The organism is Sphingomonas immobilis, from assembly GCF_030580995.1.
Taxonomy (GTDB): domain Bacteria; phylum Pseudomonadota; class Alphaproteobacteria; order Sphingomonadales; family Sphingomonadaceae; genus Sphingomonas; species Sphingomonas immobilis.
This window is the reverse complement of sequence record NZ_JAUQSZ010000004.1, coordinates 70,249-86,278: the sequence shown is the minus strand read 5'-3', so window position 1 is coordinate 86,278 and position 16,030 is coordinate 70,249. Positions and strand designations below refer to the sequence as shown.

14 protein-coding genes are annotated in these 16,030 nt (G+C 68.6%); 8 read left to right on the top strand and 6 right to left on the bottom strand.

Annotated elements, in window-relative coordinates; all coding sequences use genetic code 11:
* Nucleotides 1-12: 12 nt before the first annotated feature.
* Nucleotides 13-783, bottom strand: a complete 771-nt coding sequence (locus tag Q5H94_RS07350) for an SDR family NAD(P)-dependent oxidoreductase (protein ID WP_304560604.1) — start codon at nt 781-783, stop codon at nt 13-15.
* 274 nt (nt 784-1,057) lie between these two features.
* Here Q5H94_RS07350 and Q5H94_RS07345 point away from each other — a divergent pair, with 274 nt between their 5' ends.
* The 4 genes from Q5H94_RS07345 to Q5H94_RS07330 are packed head-to-tail and all read left to right on the top strand — an operon-like array spanning nt 1,058 to nt 6,606.
* Nucleotides 1,058-3,265 carry a TonB-dependent receptor gene (locus Q5H94_RS07345; protein ID WP_304560603.1) on the top strand — a complete coding sequence of 736 codons (2,208 nt, stop codon included), beginning with the start codon at nt 1,058-1,060 and terminating at the stop codon, nt 3,263-3,265.
* Between the two features lie 27 nt (nt 3,266-3,292).
* Nucleotides 3,293-4,309, top strand: a complete 1,017-nt coding sequence (locus tag Q5H94_RS07340) for an MDR family NADP-dependent oxidoreductase (RefSeq protein WP_304560602.1) — start codon at nt 3,293-3,295, stop codon at nt 4,307-4,309.
* A 34-nt stretch (nt 4,310-4,343) separates the two neighbouring features.
* The gene (locus tag Q5H94_RS07335) at nt 4,344-5,873 is read left to right on the top strand and encodes an aldehyde dehydrogenase family protein (protein WP_304560601.1); all 1,530 of its coding nucleotides are present in this window, start codon (nt 4,344-4,346) and stop codon (nt 5,871-5,873) included.
* A 7-nt stretch (nt 5,874-5,880) separates the two neighbouring features.
* Nucleotides 5,881-6,606: an SDR family NAD(P)-dependent oxidoreductase gene (locus Q5H94_RS07330; RefSeq protein ID WP_304560600.1), complete on the top strand. Its 726-nt coding sequence runs from the start codon at nt 5,881-5,883 to the stop codon at nt 6,604-6,606.
* A 4-nt stretch (nt 6,607-6,610) separates the two neighbouring features.
* Here the strand turns inward: Q5H94_RS07330 and Q5H94_RS07325 are convergent, their stop codons facing one another.
* The 5 genes from Q5H94_RS07325 to Q5H94_RS07305 form a co-directional block, all read right to left on the bottom strand.
* Nucleotides 6,611-7,411 carry an SDR family NAD(P)-dependent oxidoreductase gene (locus Q5H94_RS07325; protein WP_304560599.1) on the bottom strand — a complete coding sequence of 267 codons (801 nt, stop codon included), beginning with the start codon at nt 7,409-7,411 and terminating at the stop codon, nt 6,611-6,613.
* 3 nt (nt 7,412-7,414) lie between these two features.
* Complete coding sequence (locus Q5H94_RS07320; RefSeq protein ID WP_304560598.1) at nt 7,415-8,209, bottom strand: SDR family NAD(P)-dependent oxidoreductase; 795 nt, start codon at nt 8,207-8,209, stop codon at nt 7,415-7,417.
* A 32-nt stretch (nt 8,210-8,241) separates the two neighbouring features.
* Nucleotides 8,242-9,420 carry an LLM class flavin-dependent oxidoreductase gene (locus tag Q5H94_RS07315; RefSeq protein WP_304560597.1) on the bottom strand — a complete coding sequence of 393 codons (1,179 nt, stop codon included), beginning with the start codon at nt 9,418-9,420 and terminating at the stop codon, nt 8,242-8,244.
* A gap of 188 nt (nt 9,421-9,608) precedes the next feature.
* On the bottom strand, nt 9,609-10,370 hold the full coding sequence (locus tag Q5H94_RS07310) for an SDR family NAD(P)-dependent oxidoreductase (RefSeq protein ID WP_304560596.1): 762 nt from the start codon (nt 10,368-10,370) through the stop codon (nt 9,609-9,611).
* A gap of 70 nt (nt 10,371-10,440) precedes the next feature.
* Nucleotides 10,441-11,451, bottom strand: a complete 1,011-nt coding sequence (locus tag Q5H94_RS07305) for a helix-turn-helix transcriptional regulator (RefSeq protein ID WP_304560595.1) — start codon at nt 11,449-11,451, stop codon at nt 10,441-10,443.
* 102 nt (nt 11,452-11,553) lie between these two features.
* Between Q5H94_RS07305 and cysD the strand changes: the two genes are divergently transcribed.
* From cysD to Q5H94_RS07285, 4 genes are read left to right on the top strand one after another with little or no spacing between them, the layout of a single operon-like run.
* On the top strand, nt 11,554-12,468 hold the full coding sequence (gene cysD / locus Q5H94_RS07300; RefSeq protein WP_304560594.1) for a sulfate adenylyltransferase subunit CysD: 915 nt from the start codon (nt 11,554-11,556) through the stop codon (nt 12,466-12,468).
* The gene (gene cysN, locus Q5H94_RS07295) at nt 12,468-14,387 is read left to right on the top strand and encodes a sulfate adenylyltransferase subunit CysN (RefSeq protein WP_304560593.1); all 1,920 of its coding nucleotides are present in this window, start codon (nt 12,468-12,470) and stop codon (nt 14,385-14,387) included. Before cysD ends, cysN begins: the two co-directional genes overlap by 1 nt.
* Before the next feature lie 8 nt (nt 14,388-14,395).
* On the top strand, nt 14,396-15,142 hold the full coding sequence (locus Q5H94_RS07290; RefSeq protein WP_304560799.1) for a 3'(2'),5'-bisphosphate nucleotidase CysQ: 747 nt from the start codon (nt 14,396-14,398) through the stop codon (nt 15,140-15,142).
* A 15-nt stretch (nt 15,143-15,157) separates the two neighbouring features.
* Complete coding sequence (locus Q5H94_RS07285) at nt 15,158-16,003, top strand: SDR family oxidoreductase (RefSeq protein WP_304560592.1); 846 nt, start codon at nt 15,158-15,160, stop codon at nt 16,001-16,003.
* The last annotated feature ends 27 nt before the right edge of the window (nt 16,004-16,030 follow it).

Here is a 16,030-nt window from a genome sequence, read left to right as displayed (position 1 = left end):
TGCTGGCCGGACTTACTTGGCGGTGAGGCCGCCGTCGACGGGCAGCATGACGCCGGTGATGTTGGACGACAGATCCGATGCCAGGAACAGCGCGGCATTGGCGCAATCCTCCGCCGCGATCGGGCGGCCGAGCGGATGCATCTCGGCATAGCGCGCCACTTCCTCGGCGGCACGCTCGGCAAAGCCCGCGCCTTCGGTGCGCCCGAAATTGGTCATCATGCCGGCGGGGCAGACGGCGTTGACGCGGATACCCTGTTTCGCGACCTCGATCGCCAACGCGCGGGTGAGCTGCACGACCCCGCCCTTGCTCGCGCCGTACATCACGCCGCCCCAGCCGATCAGCCCGGCGACCGATGCGGTGTTGACGATCACGCCGCCGCCGCCTTGCGCGTCGAACCGGCGCACCGCCGCCTGGCAGCCATAGACCATGCCGCGCAGGTTGATCGACATCAGCCGGTCGAAATCGGCATCGTCCTGATCGATGAGCCGGTGCGGCCGCCCGTCGCTGGCGGTCGCGACGCCGGCATTGTTATAGAGGACATCGAGCCTGCCGAAGCGATCGCAGGCGAGGTCGATCGCGGCCTCCACCTCAGCGCGCTGGGTTACGTTGCACAGCACCGGCACGGCATCCGCCCCCGCCAGCCGCGCGGTCTCGGTCGCCCAGTCGAGGTTGATATCGGCGCACACCACGCGCGCGCCGTGCTGCGCGAACAGGACCGCCGCCGCCCGCCCCACGCCCGATCCGGCCCCGGTGATGACGACCGATTTGTGCTGCAGCAGCATCTCTCTCTCCGTTGTGATGATCGTTGCGGGCGCGATGTCCGTGCCGCATCGATAGCGACCGATTCCGTTCGGTATAATATTAAAAGTGCGGCTTCTGATATTGCCAGCGTCACGCCGCCGCGCCGGTCGCGGCCGATGCGCCATATCAGTTTCATATCGTTACGGGCGTATTCAATATTGGACATAACTTGTCGTCGCTTCTTTATTCCAGCGTCCGCCCAAGCATCCGCGTGATGCGAACGAGAGCGGAAGCCAGGGATGAGGAAGCTTTCCGATGAAATATGCGCGAATTGAGTGGCTGTGCGGCATAAGCGCAATCGCGCTGGCCAGCACCCCCGCGATGGCCCAGCAGGCCAGCGAGCCCGCCAACACGCAGGCGCGGCCCGTGGAGCAGAACGACGACATCGTCGTCACCGCGCGCCGCCGCGAGGAATCGCTGCTCGAGGTTCCGGTCGCCGTCACCGTGCTGTCGACGGCAGAACTGTCGCAGCGCTCCACGCAGGGCGTGGCCGATCTCGCCGCGACCGCGCCGAACCTGCAGATCGGTCAGGCGACGCGCGGCGGCAGCGTCGCGACGGTCAGTATGCGCGGGCAGGAAAACACCGGCCAGGCGATCACCAACGATCCCGCCGTCGGCATCTATTTCGACGAAGTCTATCTCGGCCGCTCGGCCGGCAATCTGCTCGCCTCGATCCAGGACATGGCCAGCGTGCAGGTGCTGCGCGGGCCGCAGGGCACGTTGTTCGGGCGCAACAACACCGGCGGCGCAATCCTGCTGACGCCGATCCGCCCCAATCTCAGCGACTTCGGCGGCTCGGTGCAGGCGGCCTACGGCTCGTTCAATTATGTGGATCTGCAGGCGATCCTCAACGTGCCGATCGTCGAGGGCAAGCTCGCGGTGCGCGGCTCCTTCGATTTCCTGCGTCGCGACGGCGTCGGCAGGAGCATCGTCACCGGCATCAACAGCTACGGCAATCGCCAGCGCGAGAGCGGGCGGGCGGCGATCCGCTACACGCCGACCGACACGATCACGATGGACCTGACCTACGACTATACCAACATCCACGAGACCGGCATCCTGGAAGTCCCGCTCACGCCGTTTCCCGGGCTCGGCTTCTACGAGCTCCGGTCGGGCCTGCTGACGCCGCTGTCGAAGGCGAACATCCAGGGCTATACCTTCCGCAGCGAGTTCGAGGCCAACCCGGACCTCACCTTCAAGCTGATCGTCGGCCGCCGCACCCTGACCACCGACCAGCAATCCGACGTCGATACCGGCCCGGCACCATCGGTCGACGTGCGGCAGTTCGCGGACCAGAGCCAGTGGACGTTCGAGCTTCAGGCCACCGGCAAGATCCTCACCAACGCCGCAAGCTGGCTCGAGGGTGTCGATTTCACTGCCGGCGGCTTCTATTTCGATGAGGACGGATCGGACAATTCGCTGTTGCCGATACCGGCCGCAACGCTGTTCGGCACCGGCCGCACGTTGCGCAACTTCGCCCGCAACCGCTCGACCGCAGGCTATCTGCAGATCGAGACGAACCACTGGAACAAGCTGTTCCTGACGCTCGGCGGGCGATACACCAGCGACAATCGCGATCTCCGTATTCAGACCGGCGTCAACGGTGCGTGCGGGCTTGCCGCACTGCCCGCCGGCACGCCGATCGCGCTTTGCAACCAGATCGGGTCTGCCAATTTCGGCTATTGGTCCTATTCGGTCGGCGCGCGCTACCGCTTCACCGATCAGATCAACGCCTATGTGAAGTTCGATCGCGGCCAGCGCGCCGGCGGTCTCGACGATACGCCGACGACGATCGTCCCGTTCCAGCCGGAGGTGGTCAACAGCCTGGAGGCAGGCGTGAAGGTGGAATCGCTCGATCGCCGTTTCCACGCGAGCCTCGCGGTTTTCCAGATGAAGGTCGACAACGTGCAGCGATCCGTGTTGTTGATCGAGCCGAGCACGAACACGCCCTATGCCAGCGTGTTCAACGCCGCGAAATCGCAGGTTCGCGGCATCGAGCTGGAGGCGAACCTGCGGCCGCTGCCGGGACTGATGCTGAGCGGGACGCTGGGTCTGCTCGATGCGAAATACACGCAGTTCAGGAACCCCGCGACGGGTGCGGACTTGTCTGGCAACAAATTCCCCGACACGCCCGCCACCACCTATTCGGTCAGTGCGAGCTATGACGCCAGGATCGGCAACGATCTTTCTCTGCTCGGCCGGGTCGATTTCTCGTACAAGTCGCGGATGCAGTTCGACGTGTTCAACGATCCCCGCGCCGTCCAGGCCCCCTACGGGTTGCTGAACGCCAGGCTGCAACTGACCGCTGCCAATATCGTCGGCAAGGAAGTCTCGCTCGCGGTGTTCGGCCGGAACCTGACCGACCGGCAATACAACACCTATGGCACGACGGCGGCCGGGGGCTCCTTCGTTCGGACGGAGGATCCGCGGACCTTCGGCGTCGAACTGAAAGGCAGCTTCTGAAATGATCGCCGTGACGGACGCGATCGGATGAGCGGTGCCGTCAATAGGCGGGTGGTGCTGGCGCGCCACCCGCGCGGCGCGGTCGTCGCCGCCGATCTGGCGGTGGCGGCCGGTGCCGTACCGGCGATCGGCGACGGCGAAATGCTGATCCGCAACCTCTGGCTGTCGCTCGATCCGATGATCCGGCTGTTCATCGCCGCGGAGCCGATGGGGGCAATTCCGGTGATGGCACCGGGCACGACGATTCCCGGCGCTGCGGTGGGGGAGGTGATCGAATCGCGCAATGCGGATTTCGCGGCGGGCGATATCGTCGAAGGGCGGCTGGGGTGGCAGGAGTATGCGGTCTCGGCCGGCGCGGGGCTGTCGCGCATCGATCCCGCCGACGGGCCGGTCGAACGGGCGCTGGGCGTGTTCGGCCTGCCGGGCTTTTCCGCCTATGTCGGGCTCGACGTCGCCGGGAGTGTGCGCGCGGGGCAGACAATGCTGGTGAGCGGCGCGGCGGGGGCGGTCGGGTCCGCCGCCGGGGCGCTGGCAGCGGCGCGGGGCGCGCGCGTCGTCGGCATCGCCAGCGGGGCCGCGAAGCGCGCGTGGCTGATCGACGAGATCGGCTATCACGCGGTGGTCGATCGCAGCGCCGCAGGCTTCGAGGCCGCGCTTGCGGCGGCGCTGCCGGGCGGCGCGGACGTCTATTTCGACAATGTCGGCGGCCCGATGATGATGCAGGCAGTACCGCATCTCAACCGCAACGGCATTGTCGTGATCTGCGGGCTGATGGCGCAATATGGCGGCGAGGGTGCCGCATCCGACGACCAATTGCCGGGGTTCCTGGAGTTGATCATGGGCAAATCGCTGTCGGTCCGCGCCTTCGTCAATCTCGCGCACCAGCATCTGCGCCCGGCCTTCCTCGCCGAGATGAAGGCGCTGGTGGCGGCGCGGCCCGCGCTGGCGACGATCCATGTGACCGAGGGGATCGAGCAGACCCCCGCCGCTTTCGAACAGCTTTTCGCGCACGGCGTCACCGGCAAGCGGCTGGTGCGGGTTTGAGCGCGCGACCACCGCATCAAGGGAGCCAGCCACGATGGCCGTGACCGAAATCGACCGTACCGACACCACCGGAAGCGCCGCGGCTGCGCTGATGCCCGCCGCCGGATGGCCGCACAAAATGCTGATCGGCGGCCGCGCGGTGGCGGGCGAGGGAGCCCCGATCGCGGTTGAGCATCCCGGCGACGGCGCGGTGTTCACCCAATTCGCCGGCGCGTCCGATGGCCAGATCGAGGCGGCGATCGCCACAGCGCGCGCCGCCGCCGACACGGGCGAATGGGCGGCGCTCAAGCCGGTCGAGCGTGTCGCGATCGTGCGCCGCTTCGTCGCCGCGCTCCGCTCCCGCGCGGATGAGCTGGAGAAGGTCGTGATCGCCGAAGGCGGCTGCCCGATTTCCTCGGTCGTGCTGCCGGTGCAGGTGCGCGGGCCCCTCGCGACGGTCGAGGACCAGCTCGATCTCTATCTCACCCTGCCCGAAAGCGAGAGCAATCCGCTGCCGCTCGAGGAGCGCATCAATGCGGCGGGCACGGTGTTCCAGAGCATGCGGCGCTATGTTCCGCATGGCGTCGTCGTGGCGATCTCGGCCTATAACTTCCCGTTCTTCCTCAATATCTGGAAGCTGGTTCCCGCGCTCGCCACCGGCAATTGCGTCATCCTGCGGCCGAGCCCGCTGACGCCGCTGTCGGCGCTGGCGATGGTCGCGGCGGCGCAGGAGGCGGGCTTTCCCGACGGCGTGCTGAACATCGTCGCGGAGGCCGGGGCCGACGGCGCGCTCGCGCTGACGACGGATCCGCGCGTCGACATGGTCAGCTTCACCGGATCGACCGATGTCGGCAAGAAGGTGATGGCGCAGGGTGCTGCGACGATGAAGCGCCTGCAGCTCGAACTCGGCGGCAAATCGGCGCAGATCTTCATGGCCGACCGGCTCGCCGCGGCGGCCGGCGCGGCGGCGGGCGTGTGCCTCGCCCATGCCGGGCAGGGCTGCGTGCTCGGCACGCGCGTGCTCGTCCCCGAAAGCGAGAAGGCGGCCGTCATGGCGGCGATGGCGAAGGCGATCGAGGGCCTCGTCCCCGGCGATCCGCTCGATCCCGCGACGCGGATGGGCCCGGTCATCAACGCGGCCCAGCGCGCGCGCTGCGAACGCTATGTCGAACTCGCGGTGGCGGCGGGCGCGACCGTCGTCGCCGGCGGCAAGGCGATCGACACGCCGGGCCATTATTTCGAGCCGACCATCCTCGACGTGCCCGATGCATCGAACCCTGCCGCGCGCGACGAGATCTTCGGGCCGATCGTCGCGGTGATCGGCTACCGCGACATCGACCATGCCGTGGAGATCGCCAACGACAGCATCTTCGGCCTGTCGGGCTATGTCTACGGTGCCGATGCGCGCGCGGCGCTCGCCGTCGCCAAGCGCATCCGCTCGGGCACGGTCAACGTCAATATCGGCGGCGCGATGAGCGGCTACGCCTCGTCGGGCGGGCATGGATCGAGCGGGCTGGGGCGCGAGCGCGGCGTCGAGGGCCTGCGCGTCTATCAGGAGCTGCAATGCCTCAACTTCGCGAGCTGAGCGGGCGGTGACGGCGGACCGCCCGGTCGCGCTGGTGGTCGGCGGCAGGGGCGGGATCGGGCGGCATATCGTCTCCGCCCTGCGCGATCAGGGCGCGCACGTCGTCGTCGCGGGGCGCAGCGCGCAGACGGTGCCCGGCGATTACCGCCAGCTCGATATCGGCGATCATGCCGCCGTCGCCGCGCTGGCGGCCGAGCTGGCCGCGATGCACGGCGCGATCGACTGGGTGGTCGATGCCAGCAACGGCGCGGTGCCGGGCCTGTCGGGACGTTTCGCCCAGACCGATCCGGCGATGTTCGGCGCGTTCCTCCACGCCCGGCTCGCGACGCTCTACACCTTGTGCCACGCGGTCCTGCCGCATCTTTCCCGGCAGCGCGGGGCGATCGTCGCGATGGCGGCGGATTCGGGGAAGGTCGCGGCCCCCAACCAGACGATGGTGGGGTCGGCGGCGGCGGCGATCATGATGTTCGTTCGCACTCTCGCGCTCGAGGTCGCGCGCGAGGGCATCCGCGTGAATTGCGTGGCGACCTCCTATGTCACGGGGACGCCGGTGTTCGAGGCCGCCCGCGCCGGGCCGCTCGCCGGCCGCGTCGCGACGGCGGAGGCGCGCGCCGGGCTGGGCCTGCCCGATGCCGCCGAGATCGGGCGGGTGGCGGCGTGGCTCTGCTCCGATGCGGCGCGGCACCTGACCGGGCAGGTGATCAGCGTCAACGGCGGCGTCAGCGCGGCCTGACGGCTCAGGGCATCGCCAAGCCGCCGTTGGGGCGCAGGATCTGGCCCGTCACGAACGCGCTGGCATCGGCGGCGAGGTAGAGCACGGCAGAGGCGATGTCCTCGACCGTGCCGACGCGCTTGAGCACGGTCGCATCGGCGCGCGCGGCGAAGATCGCCTGCTTCTGCCGTTCGTCGATCGCGCCGGTCGCGTCGCGGAAGCGGTACGTCACCATCGGCGTATCGACGAAGCCGGGCGCGACGGCGTTGACGCGCACGCCGTGCGGGCCGACCTCGTGCGCCAGCGACCGCGTCAGCATGTTCACCGCCGCCTTGGTCATCGCATAGACCGACAGCCCGGCGCTGGGCACATCCGCGCCGGTGGAGGAGATGTTGACGATCGATCCCCGCCCGCGCGGCGTCATGATCCGCGCCGCCGCGGCGCAGCCCCAATAGACGCCGGTCATGTTGACGGCGACGATCCGGTCGTATTCCTCGGGTGCCATGTCGGCGACGTTGGCGGCGGAAATGACCCCGGCGACGTTCACCCATACGTCGATGCCGCCGCCCGCATCGGCGCGCGCGCCCAGCGCCAGCACGGCTTCGCGGTCGCGCACGTCGAGCGGCACCGCCTCGACCTGCGCGCCGGCCGCGTGGATGGCATCGACGGTGACGGCCAGCTCGGCCGTGTCGATATCGGCGACGACCAGCGCCGCGCCCGCCTTCGCCAGCACGATCGCGATCTCGCGGCCGATGCCCCGCCCCGCGCCGATCACCACCGCGCGGCGGCCATCGAGCGCGAAGCGCGCGATCAGGTCCGCATCCATCGTTCAGGCCTCGCGCGGCGCGCCGAGCAGGAACTGCGCGGTGAAGCCGCCGTCCACCGCCAGCGTCTGGCCCGTCACATAGCCGGCGAGATCGGAGAGCAGGAAGAGCAGGCCGTTGGCGATCTCCTGCGTCGTGCCGAGCCGGCGGAACGGGATCAGGCTGTTGCGGATCTTCTCTTCGAACGCGGCGCGATGGGGCCCCTCGTTGATGCGCGGCGTGCTGATCGTGCCGGGCGCGACGGCGTTGACGCGGATGCCGTGCGGCGCCAGCTCGACCCCCATCGTGCGGACGAGATTGACGAGGCCCGCCTTGGCCGCGCCGTAGGCGGCGTGATTGGGTGCCGATTGCAGCCCGCTGACCGATGCGACGGCGGCGATCGCGCCGCCGTTCCCCGCCTTCACCATCGCGCGCGCGGCGGCCTGCGCGTAGAAGAAGAAATAGCGCAGGTTGCGGCGGTGATCGAGATCCCAGGTCTCCTCGGTCACGTCGAGCACCGTGCTCCATTCCGCCTGGCCGACGATCGTCGCCATCACGTCGATCCGCCCGAGCGCGCGCACGACCTCCGCCACCGATCCTGCAGCCGTCCCGGCGTCCATCGCGTCGGCGACGACAGCAACGGCGCGACGCCCGGTTTCGCGCACTCTGGCGGCGACGCCCTCGGCCCGCGCGCGGTCGATATCGACCACGGCGACGTCGCACCCGGCCTCGGCCAGCGTGACCGAGGTCGATTCGCCCATGCCGAGGCCGCCGCCCACGACCATCGCCACCTTGCCCTCAAGCCCGAGGAAATCCTTCATCGCTCCGTCTCCCCACGTGATCTCGTTGGCGCTCACCAGGTGCGCGGTGCCTGCGTCCGCGATTTCTCGATCGCGAGCGAGATGCTGCCGGCGGTGCGATTGGCACCGCGCTTCTTCAGCTCGGGGATCACATAGGTGCCGAGCAGCTCGATGCACTTCAGCACGGAATCGTGCGGCAGATAGCCGAAGTTGAGATAGCAGAGCACCTGGTCGACGCCCGCTTCCTCGTATTTCAGGAATTTCTCCAGACATTCGTCGGGCGTGCCGACGATCACCATGTCCTCACGGTCGAACTGGGTGATGTCGAACTCGCCGCGCGCACGCGCGCTGACGAGCGGAAAGACCTTGTCCTGCTCCTCGGGCGGGAGGTGCTTGAACTCCCACGCAAGCATGAACTCGGCGATGTTCTTGTACCACCACCACATCGAATCCCACAGCCGGTTCTGTTCGAACACGGTGCGCGATTCGGCGCAGTGGACGAGCGTGTAGGTGCCGACCTTGTTGGTGATGACGCCGGTCAGCGGATCGACCTCCTTCTGCGCGTCGCGGTACGCCTGGATCATCGGGCCGAGCTCGTGCAGCGGCTGCATGATGCTGAAGCACAGCAGGCCGAGCCCGTCGCGCCCGGCGATCTTCGCGCCGTCGATGGCATTGGCCGCCATCCACACCGGCGGATGCGGATATTGGTACGGCTTGGGCGTCACCATCCGGCTGGGGAAATCGAGGAATTCCGAATGTTCCTCGTAATATTCCTGCTCCCACATGCCGACGACGGTGCGGGCGGCGGCGCGCTGCTTTTCCTTGCTGCGCGCGCGGTCGACGTGGAAGGCGGTCTGCTCCATCGGCGTCGAGCGGCCGATGCCCCATTGCACCCGGCCGCGCGACAGCAGATCGACCGTCGCGACCTTCTCCGCCAATCGCGCGGGGTGGATGAACTCGTGCGGCGACAGCGTCACGCCGAAGCCGAGCTTGATGTTTTCGGTGATCTGCGACAGCGCGCCCAGCACCGCCTCGTTGCAGGGCATGTGCGACCGGTTCTCGCGGAAATGATGCTCGACGCACCACACCGCCTCGAACCCCAGTTTGTCGGCATGGACGATCTGGTCGATACAGTCCCGGTAGACCTGCCGCTCGGCGGTGCGCTGCCCCCAGGGATGGTCGCCGGCCCAGGGGCGCGGCACATCGAATTCGTAGAGAAGCCCAAGCTCCATCGCCACATCCTCATGCGGCGGCGGGCTCAGTCCCGCGTGCCGTCCGCTCCCGTCTGTGGGGCAGGGCTGTGCGGTTCAACGGCGGGCGGCGGGATCACCGGGAAATACGGACTGACGTATGTCGAGCGAAAGCGTCTACCCGGCCGATTTGAAGCTGGCGGCACGGCCGTACCGCCAGCCTCGATCGTTCAGCGCGGCGCCATGCGGATCGCGCCGTCGAGGCGGATCACTTCGCCGTTGAGCATCGGGTTGGCGACGATCGCCTCGGCAAGCTGGGCATATTCCTTGGGATCGCCGAGGCGGCTCGGATGCGGCACCTGCTGGCCGAGCGAGATCCGCGCGGGCTCGGGCAGGCCCATCAGCAGCGGCGTCAGGAACAGGCCCGGCGCGATCGTCATCACGCGGATGCGGCTCTGCGCGAGATCGCGCGCGACCGGCAGCGTCAGGCCGACGATGCCGCCCTTCGACGCCGAATAGGCGGCCTGGCCGACCTGCCCGTCATAAGCGGCGACCGAGGCGGTGTTGATGATGACGCCGCGCTCCTCGCCGACCGCGTCCAGCGTCATCGCGCGCGCCGCGAACTTGGCGATCACGTTGAAGGTGCCGATCAGGTTGATCTCGATCACCTTGCGGAATTCGCCCAGCGCGTGCGGCACGTTTTCCTTGCCGACGGTCTTCATCGCCGATCCCACGCCCGCGCAATTCACCAGGACGCGCGCGACGCCGTGCGCCGCCTCGGCAGCGGCGATGCCGGCGTTGACGCTGTCCTCGTCGGTGACGTTCACCTTGAAGAACGCGCCGCCGATCTTGGCGGCATGTTCCTGGCCCGCGGCTTCGTTGAGATCGAAGATCGCGACCTTCGCGCCCAGCGCGGCGAGACGTTCGGCGGTCGCGCCGCCCAGACCCGATGCGCCGCCGGTGACGATCGCTGCAATGCCGTTGATGTCCATGAAGATTCCTCGCCGCTTGATGTGTCGCGCCGCTGTTAGCGCGGGGTTCCGGGTGGCGCAAACCGGCTTTTCACGCGAGCGGAGCGCCGCTTTCCAGCACTGCGCGGACGAGATCGGCCTGCCCGCGCGTGCCGGTGCGGGCATAGAGCCGCTTCGAATAGTTGCGCGCGGTCTCGATCGTCAGGCCCAGCGCCTCGGCACCCTCGGCGATACTGTCGCCCGCCGCCAGCCGCGCGGCGAGGCGTGCCTCGAACAGCGGCACCCCCAACAGGTCGGCAAGCGGCTTCGCGGGCCCGCTTTCGGGGGCACCGCGCACCTGTATCAGCACCGCAGCGCCGGTGATGACCGCGCCCGCCGCGTCCGCGACCGGGGCGAGCATCGCATCGACCGGCGGATCGGCGCGCAGGCGGATGGCGTGATGCCCGCCGCGCGCGATCGCCGCGTCCATCGCCCGGCCGAGCCGCATCGCGCCGTCATGGCCACGCCAGCCCGGATTAACGGCATGAAGCAGCCGCTCGGCCTGCGCGCTCCAGCCCAGCACATGGCCGCGCCGGTCGAGCATCACCCAGCCGGTGCCGAGCCGTTCGAGCCCGCGCGCCGCCGCCGCCTCGCCGGCGCGCGCCCGCGTGAGCGCGACGAAGGTGCGCAGCGCGATCGCGAGGTGCGCGCCAAGCTGGCTGAGCATCGCCGAATCGGCCGCGCTGAACGCCCCTTGCGCCCGCGTGACGTCGAGCCACGCGCTCGCCCCGGCATCGTCCACGACGCGCAGGATGCGCCGGTACGCGGCGGTATCCGCCGGTATCTCTTCCTCGCCGTAGACACGGTTGGGGCGGAGCCGGGCCAGCGCGGCAGGGAAGGGCGCGATCGCCGGCACCGGCGCGGGGGTGCCGTGACCCGCCGGTGCGAAGAATTCCAGCGCGACAAGGTCCGGTGCGGCCGGCCGCGCGATGCGCAGGCGCGCGTCGTCCGCACGCAGCCGCCCGCGCAGCCGCCGCAGGAAGGTCGCCCAGGGTGCATCCTCCAGCACGCCGTCGTGCAGGGCAGTAAGAAGGTCGGTTTCGTCCTGCCGTGTGATCGCCATGATACGCGCCCTCCTGATCGCCCTCCCATATGGGAGGTTCTTGGCGTGCCGCGTCAAGCTAGCAGGCAAAAAAGACGTTGCAGGATCAGAAGAGGAGCCAGAATGGCGACCGCCGCCCGGACTTTGACGCATCTCGAACGGCTCGAGGCCGAATCGATCCACATCCTGCGCGAGGTGGTCGCCGAGACCGAGAAGCCGGTGATGCTCTATTCGGTCGGCAAGGATTCGGCCGTCATGCTGCATCTTGCGCGCAAAGCCTTCTATCCCTCGCCGCCGCCGTTTCCGTTGCTCCACGTCGATACGACCTGGAAGTTCAAGGAGATGTACGCGCTGCGCGACCGCATGGCCGCCGAAAGCGGGATGGAACTGCTCGTCTACCAGAACCCGGAGGCGAAGGAGCGCGGGATCAATCCGTTCGATCACGGCGCGCTGCATACCGATATGTGGAAGACGGAGGGGCTGAAGCAGGCGCTCGACCTCTACGGTTTCGACGCGGCGTTCGGCGGCGCGCGCCGCGACGAGGAAAAGAGCCGCGCGAAGGAGCGCATCTTCTCCTTCCGCTCGGCCAATCACCGCTGGGATCCGAAGAACCAGCGGCCCGAGCTGTGGAACCTCTACAATGCGAAGAAGGCCAGGGGCGAGAGCATCCGCGTGTTCCCGATCTCGAACTGGACCGAGCTCGACATCTGGCAATATATCCACCTCAACGACGTGCCGATCGTGCCGCTCTATTTCGCGGCCAAGCGCCCGACCGTGGTGCGCGACGGGATGCTGCTGATGGTCGATGACGATCGCTTCCCGCTCGAGCCCGGCGAAGTGCCGGTCGAGCGCTCGATCCGCTTCCGCACGCTCGGCTGCTATCCGCTCACCGGCGCGGTCGAGAGCGAGGCAACGACGCTGCCCGAGGTGATCCAGGAAACGCTGCTCACCACCACCTCCGAACGCCAGGGCCGCGCGATCGACAAGGATGCAGGCGGCGCGGGCATGGAGAAGAAGAAGCAGGAGGGGTATTTCTGATGGCGACGGACATCGCGAGCGCGGAAAGCGCCTATCAGGTCGATGCGCTCATCGCCGAGGATATCGACGCCTATCTCGTCCAGCATCAGCACAAGTCGCTGCTACGCTTCATCACCTGCGGCTCGGTCGACGACGGCAAGTCCACGCTGATCGGGCGGCTGCTCTACGACAGCAAGATGATCTTCGAGGATCAGCTCGCCGCGCTCGAGGCGGACAGCAAGCGCGTCGGCACGCAGGGGCAGAACATCGATTTCGCGCTGCTGGTCGACGGCCTCGCCGCCGAACGCGAGCAGGGCATCACCATCGACGTCGCCTATCGCTTCTTCTCGACCGAGAAGCGCAAGTTCATCGTCGCCGATACGCCCGGCCACGAACAATATACCCGCAACATGGTGACGGGCGCCTCGACCGCCGATCTCGCCGTGATCCTTATCGATGCGCGCAAGGGCGTGCTGACGCAGACGCGGCGCCATTCCTATCTCGCGCATCTGGTCGGCGTCGGGCGCATCGTGCTGGCGGTCAACAAGATGGATCTCGTCGGCTACGACCAGGCGACCTATGACGCGATCGTCGCGGAGTATCGTGCGTTCGCGACGTCGATCGGGATCGAGACCTTCACGCCGATGCCGATCTCGGGCTTCGCGGGCGACAACATCACCACGAAGAGCGTGCATACGCCGTGGTACGACGGCCCGACGCTGATGGCCTATCTCGAAAGCGTCGAGATCGATGCCGACGCCGCGCAGGCCCGGCCGTTCCGCCTGCCGGTGCAGTGGGTCAACCGGCCCAACCTCGATTTTCGGGGCTTCTCCGGCCTGATCGCGAGCGGCACCGTCGCGCCTGGTGACGCCATCCGCGTGCTGCCCAGCGGCAAGACGTCGAGCATCACCCGCATCGTCACGCAGGACGGCGATCTCGACCGCGCGGTCGCGGGCCAGTCGGTAACGCTCTGCTTCGCCGACGAGGTGGATTGCTCCCGCGGCGACGTGATCGCGGTCGCCGCCGATCCGCCCGAAGTCGCCGACCAGTTCGAGGCGACGATCGTGTGGATGGCGGACGAGGCGATGCTGCCCGGCCGCGCCTATTGGCTGAAGCTCGGCACGCAGACCGTATCGGCCACCGTCCAGCCGCCCAAATATCAGGTCAACGTCAACACGCTCGAACATCTCGCCGCCAAGACGCTCGATCTCAACGCGATCGGCGTGTGCAACCTCGCGACCGACCGCGGTATCGTGTTCGAATCCTATGCCGCCAACCGCAGCCTCGGCGGCTTCATCCTGATCGACAAGATCACCAACGCCACCGTGGCGGCGGGCACGATCCACTTCTCGCTGCGGCGCGCGCAGAACGTCCACTGGCAGGCGACCGACATCGGCCGCGATGCCCATGCGGCGATGAAGAACCAGCGGCCTGCGGTGCTGTGGTTCACCGGCCTGTCGGGCGCGGGCAAATCGACCATCGCCAACCTCGTCGAGAAGAAGCTGGCGCGGATGAACCGCCACACCTTCCTGCTCGACGGCGACAACGTCCGCCACGGGCTCAACAAGGATCTCGGCTTCACCGATGCCGACCGCGTCGAGAACATCCGCCGCGTGGGCGAGGTGGCGAAGCTGATGGCCGACGCCGGGCTGATCGTCATCACCGCGTTCATCTCGCCGTTCCGCTCCGAACGGCAGATGGTGCGCGAGATGCTGCCGGCGGGCGAGTTCGTCGAGGTGCATATCGACACGACGCTCGCCGATGCCGAGGCACGCGACGTGAAGGGGCTCTACAAGAAGGCGCGCGAGGGGAAGCTCAAGAACTTCACCGGCATCGATTCGCCCTATGAAGCGCCGGAAGACCCCGAAATCCGCATCGACACCGCGACGATGACGCCCGAAGAGGCGGCGGATCACATCATCGCAAGGCTGATCCCCTGATGGCTGACATGACCGATAGCGAACTCGCCCGCCACATCGCCGAAACGGCGGGCATTTTGCTCCTCGCGCTGCAGGAGTCGGACCTGTTCGAGGGCAAGGCGCTCGGCAAGGCGGGCGATCGCACCGCCAATGCCTTCATCATGGAGGCGCTGCGCACCCACCGCCCCGCCGACCAGATCCTGTCCGAGGAGGAGGCCAACGACACCGCGCGCTGCGCGCATGCCCGCGTCTGGGTGGTCGATCCGCTCGACGGCACGCGCGAATATGGCGAGCGGCGCGCGGATTGGGCGGTGCATGTCGGCCTCGCGATCGACGGCGCGCCGGTGCTGGGCGCGGTGGCGCTGCCCGCGGTGCCGGTGACGCTCTCCTCCGATGCGCCGCAACCGCTCCCGCCGCTGCCCGCGACGCTCAGGATGCTCGTCAGCCGCACGCGCCCCGCCGCCGAGGCGGTCGCGGTCGCAGAGGCGCTCGGCGCGGAGCTGGTGCCGATGGGCTCGGCCGGCGCCAAGGCGATGGCGGTCGTGCGCGGCGATGCCGAGATCTATCTCCATTCGGGCGGCCAGTACGAATGGGACAATTGCGCGCCCGCCGCCGTCGCCGCGGCGGCGGGGCTGCACGTCTCGCGCATCGACGGTGCGCCGCTCGTCTACAACGCGCCCAACCCCTATCTGCCCGATCTGCTGATCTGCCGCCCCGAACTGGCGGAGCGCGTGCTGGCGCTGGTGCGCGATCTGGGGACGACGGCCGCCGCCTGAGGCAGGGGAGAGGAAATGAGCGACGATATCCTCGCGGCACGCGCGCGGTCGCGGCCCGGCCTGCCGGTGGCGATCGTGATCGGCGGCTGCGGCGGGATGGGCATGGCCTGCGTGCGCCGCCTCGCCCAGCATCATGCCGTCGTCATCGCCGATCTCGACGGTGCCAGGGCGGAGCAGGCCGCCGCGGCGCTGGCGGCGGAGGGCTATAGCGTCGCGGGCGCAGGCTGCGACGCGACCGATGCGGCGGCGGTCGCGGCGCTGTTCGCGCACGCCGCGCGGCTCGGGCCGGTCACGGCGATCGCGCACGTCCTCGGCCTGTCGCCGAGCATGGCCGACGCGCCGACGATCCTGACGGTCAATCTCGTCGCGCCCGCGCTGGTCGCGGAAGCAGCACTGGCGCATATGCCGCCCGGCGGCGCGGCGGTGTTCGTGTCCTCGATCGCGGGCCACGGCACGCGCGTGCCCGATGCCGTGCAGCCGATCCTCGATGCCCCGCTCGACCCGGATTTCCGCGCGTCGATCACCGCCGCGCTGCCCGATCTCACGTCCTCCGATGCCTATCGCTTCTCGAAGGCGACGCTGCTGCGCTTCTGCCGCCGCAACGCCGCCGCCTGGGGCGCACGCGGCCTGCGGATCAATTCGCTGTCGCCGGGGCTGATCCGCACGCCGATGGGCGACCGCGAGTTCGATCGCAGCCCCGCCAAGGGCGCGCTGTTGCAGCGCATCCCGCTGGAACGTCAGGGCGAGCTGACGGAGATCGCCGACGGCCTGGAGTTCCTGCTGTCGAACAAGGCGTCGTTCATCACCGGCACCGATCTGCTGATCGACGGCGGCCTCGTCGCCACGAACGAGCCGGGCTGAGACCCGCCTGCCGCGCCGGTCGCGACA

Bases quoted from the DNA above. Each gene is read 5' to 3' on its own strand.
- cysN (WP_304560593.1), top strand. From the start codon at position 12,468: ATGGCGACGGACATCGCGAGCGCGGAAAGCGCCTATCAGGTCGATGCG.
- Q5H94_RS07315 (WP_304560597.1), bottom strand. From the start codon at position 9,420: ATGGAGCTTGGGCTTCTCTACGAATTCGATGTGCCGCGCCCCTGGGCC.
- Q5H94_RS07340 (WP_304560602.1), top strand. From the start codon at position 3,293: ATGAGCGGTGCCGTCAATAGGCGGGTGGTGCTGGCGCGCCACCCGCGC.
- Q5H94_RS07290 (WP_304560799.1), top strand. From the start codon at position 14,396: ATGACCGATAGCGAACTCGCCCGCCACATCGCCGAAACGGCGGGCATT.
- Q5H94_RS07335 (WP_304560601.1), top strand. From the start codon at position 4,344: ATGGCCGTGACCGAAATCGACCGTACCGACACCACCGGAAGCGCCGCG.
- Q5H94_RS07320 (WP_304560598.1), bottom strand. From the start codon at position 8,209: ATGAAGGATTTCCTCGGGCTTGAGGGCAAGGTGGCGATGGTCGTGGGC.
- cysD (WP_304560594.1), top strand. From the start codon at position 11,554: ATGGCGACCGCCGCCCGGACTTTGACGCATCTCGAACGGCTCGAGGCC.
- Q5H94_RS07285 (WP_304560592.1), top strand. From the start codon at position 15,158: ATGAGCGACGATATCCTCGCGGCACGCGCGCGGTCGCGGCCCGGCCTG.
- Q5H94_RS07310 (WP_304560596.1), bottom strand. From the start codon at position 10,370: ATGGACATCAACGGCATTGCAGCGATCGTCACCGGCGGCGCATCGGGT.
- Q5H94_RS07345 (WP_304560603.1), top strand. From the start codon at position 1,058: ATGAAATATGCGCGAATTGAGTGGCTGTGCGGCATAAGCGCAATCGCG.
- Q5H94_RS07350 (WP_304560604.1), bottom strand. From the start codon at position 783: ATGCTGCTGCAGCACAAATCGGTCGTCATCACCGGGGCCGGATCGGGC.
- Q5H94_RS07325 (WP_304560599.1), bottom strand. From the start codon at position 7,411: ATGGATGCGGACCTGATCGCGCGCTTCGCGCTCGATGGCCGCCGCGCG.
- Q5H94_RS07305 (WP_304560595.1), bottom strand. From the start codon at position 11,451: ATGGCGATCACACGGCAGGACGAAACCGACCTTCTTACTGCCCTGCAC.